General features: G+C 69.5%; 6 protein-coding genes. 1 reads left to right on the top strand and 5 read right to left on the bottom strand.

Features of this window, described 5'->3' with window-relative positions; all coding sequences use genetic code 11:
- Positions 1-50: 50 nt before the first annotated feature.
- Positions 51-2,570: an ATP-dependent Clp protease ATP-binding subunit gene (locus GCU69_RS04400; RefSeq protein WP_156205170.1), complete on the bottom strand. Its 2,520-nt coding sequence runs from the start codon at positions 2,568-2,570 to the stop codon at positions 51-53.
- A 976-nt stretch (positions 2,571-3,546) separates the two neighbouring features.
- On the opposite strand from GCU69_RS04400, the gene GCU69_RS04395 reads away from it, so the two are divergent.
- Complete coding sequence (locus GCU69_RS04395) at positions 3,547-4,128, top strand: SCO3374 family protein (protein ID WP_235978212.1); 582 nt, start codon at positions 3,547-3,549, stop codon at positions 4,126-4,128.
- Here the strand turns inward: GCU69_RS04395 and GCU69_RS04390 are convergent.
- The 4 genes from GCU69_RS04390 to GCU69_RS04375 all read right to left on the bottom strand — a co-directional run bounded on the left by GCU69_RS04390 (position 4,107) and on the right by GCU69_RS04375 (position 5,931).
- Positions 4,107-4,448, bottom strand: a complete 342-nt coding sequence (locus GCU69_RS04390) for a histone-like nucleoid-structuring protein Lsr2 (RefSeq protein ID WP_098752481.1) — start codon at positions 4,446-4,448, stop codon at positions 4,107-4,109. The two genes, GCU69_RS04395 and GCU69_RS04390, sit on opposite strands and share 22 nt — an antisense overlap.
- Positions 4,449-4,607: 159 nt before the next feature.
- Positions 4,608-5,126, bottom strand: a complete 519-nt coding sequence (locus GCU69_RS04385) for an amino-acid N-acetyltransferase (protein WP_098752482.1) — start codon at positions 5,124-5,126, stop codon at positions 4,608-4,610.
- 9 nt (positions 5,127-5,135) lie between these two features.
- Positions 5,136-5,531, bottom strand: coding sequence for a BlaI/MecI/CopY family transcriptional regulator (locus tag GCU69_RS04380; RefSeq protein WP_098752483.1), 396 nt, complete (start codon positions 5,529-5,531; stop codon positions 5,136-5,138).
- A 217-nt stretch (positions 5,532-5,748) separates the two neighbouring features.
- Positions 5,749-5,931 (bottom strand): hypothetical protein, encoded by a 183-nt coding sequence (locus GCU69_RS04375; protein ID WP_098752484.1) that lies wholly within the window; start codon positions 5,929-5,931, stop codon positions 5,749-5,751.
- Between the last annotated feature and the right edge of the window lie 12 nt (positions 5,932-5,943).

Below are 5,943 nucleotides of genomic sequence, written 5' to 3'. Positions count from 1 at the left end.
TCGGAGGTTCCGGGGCCGCCCCTCACCGCTCGGGCGCTCGGCGCGAGCGCTTACGCGTCCTTGGTCAGGTTCGGACCCGAGCCGGCCGACTCGATCGGCGGGGCGTCCGGCAGCGCGGACTTCTCCTCGCCGCGGAAGGTGAACTTCTTCTCGTCACCCTCCTCCTCGACCTCGACGACCACGATGTGACCGGGCCGCAGCTCACCGAAGAGGATCTTCTCGGAGAGCACGTCCTCGATCTCGCGCTGGATCGTCCGGCGCAGCGGCCGGGCGCCCAGCACCGGGTCGTAACCCCGCTTGGCGAGCAGGGCCTTGGCGTCCGCGCTGAGCTCGATGCCCATGTCGCGGTCCTTCAGCCGCTCGTCCACCTTGGCCAGCATGAGGTCGACGATCTGGATGATGTCTTCCTCGGTCAGCTGGTGGAACACCACGGTGTCGTCGACACGGTTGAGGAACTCCGGCCGGAAGTGCTGCTTCAGCTCGTCGTTGACCTTGGCCTTCATCCGCTCGTACCCGGTCTTGGCGTCGCCCTGGGCGGCGAAGCCCAGGTTGAAGCCCTTGGAGATGTCCCGGGTGCCGAGGTTGGTGGTCATGATGATGACCGTGTTCTTGAAGTCCACGACACGGCCCTGGGAGTCGGTCAGGCGACCGTCCTCCAGGATCTGCAGCAGCGAGTTGAAGATGTCCGGGTGGGCCTTCTCCACCTCGTCGAAGAGGACCACGGAGAACGGCTTGCGTCGCACCTTCTCGGTGAGCTGGCCGCCCTCCTCGTAGCCCACGTATCCGGGCGGGGAGCCGAAGAGCCGGGAGACCGTGTGCTTCTCGCTGAACTCCGACATGTCGAGGGAGATCAGCGCGTCCTCGTCGCCGAAGAGGAATTCGGCGAGCGTCTTGGACAGCTCGGTCTTACCGACACCGGACGGGCCCGCGAAGATGAACGAGCCGCCGGGGCGCTTCGGGTCCTTGAGGCCCGCACGCGTACGCCGGATGGCCTGCGAGAGCGCCTTGATGGCGTCCTTCTGGCCGATGACGCGCTTGTGCAGCTCGTCCTCCATGCGCAGCAGCCGGGAGGACTCCTCCTCGGTGAGCTTGAAGACCGGGATGCCGGTGGCCGTGGCGAGGACCTCGGCGATCAGCTCCTCGTCGACCTCGGCGACGACGTCCATGTCGCCGGCCTTCCACTCCTTCTCCCGCTTGGCCTTCTGGGCCAGCAGCTGCTTCTCCTTGTCGCGGAGACCGGCCGCCATCTCGAAGTCCTGCGAGTCGATCGCGGACTCCTTCTCCCGGCGCACGTCGGCGATCTTCTCGTCGAACTCGCGGAGGTCCGGCGGCGCCGTCATCCGGCGGATGCGCATCCGGGAACCGGCCTCGTCGATCAGGTCGATCGCCTTGTCCGGCAGGAAGCGGTCGGAGATGTAGCGGTCGGCCAGCTGGGCGGCCGCCACCAGCGCGGAGTCCGTGATGGAGACGCGGTGGTGCGCCTCGTAACGGTCCCGGAGACCCTTGAGGATCTCGATGGTGTGCGGCAGCGACGGCTCCGCGACCTGGATGGGCTGGAAGCGGCGCTCGAGGGCCGCGTCCTTCTCCAGGTGCTTGCGGTACTCGTCGAGCGTGGTCGCGCCGATGGTCTGCAGCTCACCGCGGGCCAGCATCGGCTTGAGGATGCTGGCGGCGTCGATCGCGCCCTCGGCGGCACCCGCACCCACCAGGGTGTGGAGCTCGTCGATGAACAGGATGATGTCGCCGCGGGTGCGGATCTCCTTGAGCACCTTCTTCAGGCGCTCCTCGAAGTCACCGCGGTAGCGGGAGCCGGCGACCAGGGCACCGAGGTCGAGGGTGTAGAGGTGCTTGTCCTTGAGGGTCTCGGGCACCTCGCCCTTGACGATGGCCTGGGCCAGTCCCTCGACGACCGCCGTCTTGCCGACGCCGGGCTCGCCGATGAGGACCGGGTTGTTCTTCGTACGGCGGGACAGCACCTGCATGACCCGCTCGATCTCCTTCTCGCGCCCGATGACCGGGTCGAGCTTGGTTTCACGGGCGGCCTGGGTGAGATTCCGGCCGAACTGGTCCAGGACGAGGGAGGTCGAGGGAGTGCCCTCGGCCGGGCCGCCCGCGGTGGCGGCCTCCTTGCCCTGGTAACCGGAGAGCAGCTGGATGACCTGCTGCCGCACCCGGTTCAGATCGGCGCCCAGCTTCACGAGGACCTGGGCGGCGACACCCTCGCCCTCGCGGATCAGGCCGAGCAGGATGTGCTCCGTACCGATGTAGTTGTGGCCGAGCTGGAGGGCCTCGCGGAGCGACAGCTCCAGGACCTTCTTGGCACGGGGGGTGAAGGGGATGTGCCCGGACGGGGCCTGCTGGCCCTGCCCGATGATCTCCTCCACCTGCTGGCGGACCGCCTCGAGCGAAATCCCGAGGCTCTCCAGGGCCTTAGCGGCGACACCCTCACCCTCGTGGATCAGGCCCAGGAGGATGTGCTCGGTGCCGATGTAGTTGTGGTTGAGCATCCGGGCTTCTTCCTGAGCCAGGACGACAACCCGCCGCGCGCGGTCGGTGAACCTCTCGAACATCGTTAATCGCTCCTCAGAGCGGTCAGGCAGATCGGGGACGGTCCCCTCCCTGTCCTTCCGCATGCTAGTCCCGCAACAGGGGACAGCTCATTCCATCTGCCGACACCCGTCCGGATCACCCCGCTCCCGCGGGGACCTTCATACCGAGTCTCCTGCCCCGGACAGCCGACAACAGCTCCAACCCGATGGTGCGAGACGATGTTCCCGCAGGCCAGTCGCCCACCCTCGATAGCAGTACGCCCGTGGCGAACGCCACCTGTCGCCTCCTGCGCGTCGCCCGTTCCCACTAGGCAAGTTTTACCCCGGGGCACCGACAGTCCATGCAGCGCGGCCCCGTCTCCTCAGCTACGGGCGAACACCGTTGCGCCCCTTGAACGCGCCCTCACGCCCCTGTCGCTACCACGTTCCGTACCCGTATGCCAACTGAGCGTAACCCGAACGGGGTTCGGCAGTTGCTCCGGGCATGGCTTCCGGCATCCCCGGGCCCGACCGCTCCCGCCGTTCCGGGCCGTCCGGGCTTCCCCGGCCCCGCCCGCCGCTCGGCGACGGCGCGGGGTGCCCGCCCCGCGCGTGCGGCCCGGGCGGCGCGGACGGCCCGCACGACGGCCCGCACGGAACCGGCGGACGGGACGGCCCGCACGGACATGACGGGCGCGGGCACGACAGACACGACGGGCGCGACGGGTACGACAGGCGCGACGGGTACGACGGGTACGACGGGTACGACGGGTACGACGGGTACGACGGGTACGACGGTCAGCGTGGACACGACGGGCAGAACGGCCTCCAAGACCCCGCAGACCCCGAAGGCCCCGACCGCTCCGACGGGCCCGGGGGCCCCGGCGACTCAGGCGTCCTCGTGTCCGACGTCCTCGTGTCCGACGTTCCCGTGTCCGACGTTCCCGTGTCCGACGGCCGCGGACGCGGGCCCGGCGGGCACGGGGGCCGTCACGCCGGGCACGGACCCCGCGGGCCCGTGCGGCGGCCCGGCCCGGGCGAGGGGCACGGCGGCAGCGGGACGCCCCGCCTCCGGGGCGGGCGCGAGTGGTACGAGCGCGAGCTGGGCTGGACGACCGCCGGGGGCACCGGCGGCGCCCCGCTGGAGCTGCTCACGGGGCTCCGGTTCGACGTCCTGGAGCTGCCGGCCGACGCCGGGCTGGCCGTGCTGCGGCGGGTACCCCGCACGGGCCCGGTGGCGCTGCACGGCACCCGGATGCGGCTGCTGGTGGCCGCGGGGAGCGCCGAGGAGCTGCCCGGGCTGCTCGACTGGCTGGAGTGGGGCGGTGTCGCGCTGGACCTGACCGCGCTCGGCGGGGGCGGCCGCACGGCCGCACCGTCGGCCGGCGGGGACGGAGACCGGCCCCGCTGGCTACGGCCCCCGGCGCCGGGCCGCGAGATCGAGCCGACGCTGCCCGCGACGACCCTGCACGGCGGAAACCGGGACGGGGGCGCCGGAACGGCGGCCCCCGATCTCGTCCGGCTGGTGGGCACGGCGGCCACGGAGGTCCACCGGGCCCGGCTGCGACGGGCCGCCGCTCAGCCGTTCGCCTTCTCGTAGGCCTCGCGGACCGTGGCGGGAACGCGGCCGCGGTCGTTGACCTCGTAACCGTTCTCCTTGGCCCAGGCGCGGATCTTCGCCGTGTCCTGGTTGCTGCCGCCGCCCGAGCCGGAACGCGCCTTGCCGCGCGAGGCGGAGGCACGGCCACCGGTACGGCGCCCGCTCTTCGTGTACGGCTCGAGAAGACCCCGGAGCTTCTCCGCATTCGCGGTGGTGAGGTCGATCTCGTACGTCTTGCCGTCCAGGGCGAACGTCACGGTCTCGTCCGCCTCACCGCCGTCGAGGTCGTCGACAAGAAGTACCTGAACCTTCTGTGCCACCGGATTCCCTTTCTTCGAAAATTCAGTACGACGGAAAGCAAACCGCTTTTCCGGGGAAAACACAAACCCTCGGGTGAGGTTCAGTCCCGGATCCGTGCGGGAAACATGCGCGTTTCGGACATAGGGTATGGCCGCCGGTCGCCGTGAATAGCGATCCGATCACAGATGCAGAAGCATCCGGCTGTTGCCCAAGGTGTTGGGCTTCACCCGCTCCAGCCCCAAGAACTCGGCGACGCCCTCGTCATAGGAACGCAGCAGCTCGCTGTAGACATCCCCGTCGACGGGAGTGTCACCGATCTCCGTGAAGCCGTGCTTGGCGAAGAAGTCGACTTCGAAGGTCAGGCAGAAAATACGGCGGACGCCGAGCCAGCGCGCGGTCCGCAGCAACTTGGCGAGGACCTGGTGTCCCACGCCGGTGCCCTTCACGGCCGGGTCGACCGCCAGAGTGCGCACCTCCGCGAGGTCCTCCCACATGACATGGAGGGCTCCGCATCCGACGACGCGGCCGTCCTCGTCCCGTTCGGCCACCCAGAACTCCTGGATGTCCTCGTAAAGGGTCACCGTCGCTTTGTCGAGCAGGATGCCCTCGCGCGCGTAGGCGTCGATGAGCCCGCGGACCACCGGGACATCGGTCGTCCGGGCCCGGCGGATGGTGACCTCTTTTGCTACTGGGGACATGTACGGACGTTATCGCCCCGTGTCGTCTGTTCCCTCACCGGGACCGTCCGGTTGCACGACGCGCACGGCATCACGGAGGGCTTCCCGCTGTTCCGGGGACATCATGCCGAAGAAGGCGACAAGTGCGGCGGCCTGGTTGTCGCTGGTGGCCAACGCTTCGTTCATCAGTGCGGCCGAGTACGCGGCGCGGGTGGAGACCGCCGTATATCGATAGGCCCGGCCTTCGGCTTCCCTGCGCACCCAGCCCTTCTGATGCAGGTTGTCCATTACGGTCATGACCGTCGTGTAGGCGATCGACCGCTCCTTCTGAAGGTCCTCCAGGACTTCTCGGACGGTGACCGGGCGGTTCCACTTCCACACCCGCGTCATCACGGCGTCTTCCAGCTCACCCAATGGTCGTGGCACGCTCGAATAGTACCGTCAGACTGGGGTGAAAACACCAAATAGGACAGCGAAAAGGCGCACGCCCCGGTCGGGAGCGTGCGCCCTGGTGTTTCTCGGCGGCGCGGTGCCGTGCGCCGCGGCCGGTCGCACCGCGGTGCGGGCGGTACGGCCCCGACGGGCAGTACGGGCAGTACGGGCGGCGCGGGCAGCAGAGGCAGCGCGGGGCGGCGCGGCGGGCTCAGGCCCGGCCGGCGTCACCTTCCGCCGGGCGGGCGTTCTCGGCCCGGGCGAGGGCGGCGTCCACGGCCGCGTCCTCCTTGGACTTGTTGGCCCCGCCCTGGCTCTTGACGATCGTCACGATCAGCGCGATGAAGGCGGTCGCCATGACGGCGGACGGCAGAAGCGCGGAAACGTATTCCATGCCGTCCAGAGT

This window comes from Streptomyces lycii, from assembly GCF_009735685.1.
GTDB classification, from domain to species: domain Bacteria; phylum Actinomycetota; class Actinomycetes; order Streptomycetales; family Streptomycetaceae; genus Streptomyces; species Streptomyces lycii.
The sequence above is the reverse complement of the archived record's forward strand: the minus strand, read 5'-3'. Positions and strand labels throughout refer to the sequence as shown.